Source organism: Gilliamella sp. Choc4-2 (assembly GCF_001690355.1).
GTDB classification, from domain to species: domain Bacteria; phylum Pseudomonadota; class Gammaproteobacteria; order Enterobacterales; family Orbaceae; genus Gilliamella; species Gilliamella apicola_A.
Genome location: NZ_LZHG01000048.1, coordinates 1 through 1,629 on the forward strand (window position 1 = coordinate 1; position 1,629 = coordinate 1,629).

The 1,629-nt window shown below is 39.8% G+C and carries 1 pseudogene; it reads left to right on the plus strand.

Annotated elements, in window-relative coordinates:
- A pseudogene (locus A9G34_RS10780) lies at positions 1–1,629 on the plus strand (hypothetical protein); the annotation flags it as partial.

Consider the following 1,629-nt stretch of genomic DNA (forward strand, 5'->3'; position numbering starts at 1 on the left):
ATATGGCATGGTGGTATCCATATTGACAAAAAGGTATTGAAAGAAATCAAAGAGGAAGCGAAGCTGCGTTGTATGGCTGATGGTGAAGTTATCGCTTATCGAGTGAATGATGTTTATCCTAAAATTGTGTATCAGGACAATGTTGAACTAAAACTGCCTTATAAGGAACAACAAAAAGTTGCTTATTTCTCAACAGGGTTTACCTTAGTCAGGCATCTGTTACAAATGCCCAAAATTGCTAATTCAACCGACACACCACCATCAATAACGTTATACAGTTTATATATGCATCAGTTAGATTGGTATGGTTATCAGCAAAAGAAACAGGAAGGGAATGGTAAGGTTGACTATCCTGGTTATTGGCAATCAACTCAATTAGAGAAGGTCAAGCTAGATAAAATTGTGGTATTAAAAAAGCCGGCACCAATAAAGAAAGGCGATTTTATTGGATATATTGGTCATAATGTTAGTCAATCGGAACGTTTTGACGAGCCCAAAGAGGCTTCGTTATCGACCATGAAGCGTGCATTAGACACTAACTTACCACAGCTAGCACATGTTGAATTATTTACCTGTGATGATTTGCCGGCATTTATCAGTAAAACCCGAGCCTTAGCAGAGCAGTTACCGGAAAGTGAAAAGACCATTTTATTAGTTGAAAGAGAGGCAAGATTAATTCAGGCCGCTAAAGCTGAAGGGACGTTACCGGCAGGATTGGGGATACAGTTTATTGGCAATGCTAGTGATTATTACGTTAAAGTTAAGCCAGAATATACATTAAAGTTATCATCCAATCTTTCAGATAATGCAAGTAATATGGTGATTAAAGGGATAAATGGGGTAGTTGAAAATAAGGGGGGTGAAGTTAGCAAGCACCGTTTAACGCAGGCAAATAAAACGGAGTTGATTAACCGTTATCAAGTGAATTATCCGGAATTAACCCTAGCTGATATTCCTGATGAAGTTGAATTAGTGAGTGGTATATCGTCATCGAATGAGAATAATGGCACGGAATTAACCATCCGTTTTGTGGTAGAAAACAGACATTACTGGATAGCCACGAAAGAGGTTTTTCACCTACAAGGAAAAAATGGGCAACTAAATAGCTCGATAAATTATTGGAATCACTTTCCACTATCATTAACCAATTTACCGGCAGCGACAGAGCACAACACGGTGTATTACCCGCGTACTGTTTCACTAAATGAGCAATCGAGTAATACAAGTTTTACAGCAGTTGATGATGCCGCTCCTGATTCAGTGTGGCGATATATACAGGCGGGGAATAAACAAGGGATGCCAATACAAGGTTGGGTAAACACTAAAAGTGGCGCACAGCAACACATAAAACGAGTTAGCCCATGGCACTGGTCAGGTTTTAAAACGATAGAAGAGAAGGCAACGGTAGGCGAATTATCTGATAAAATCAGCAAAAATAACGTTGCCACCTTAGATTTAGCCGATTACACGCCGGCGATGCGAGAATTACAGCAAATCTTAACCGGCACACTAATATATTCAACCCAACGAAAAAAAGACCTACCGCCACCGACTTTTACGGATAGGGATTTAAAGGAAGGATTACGCAGAAGTTGGACAGCGGAGCAGATAGGGCATTTACTGGTGAAA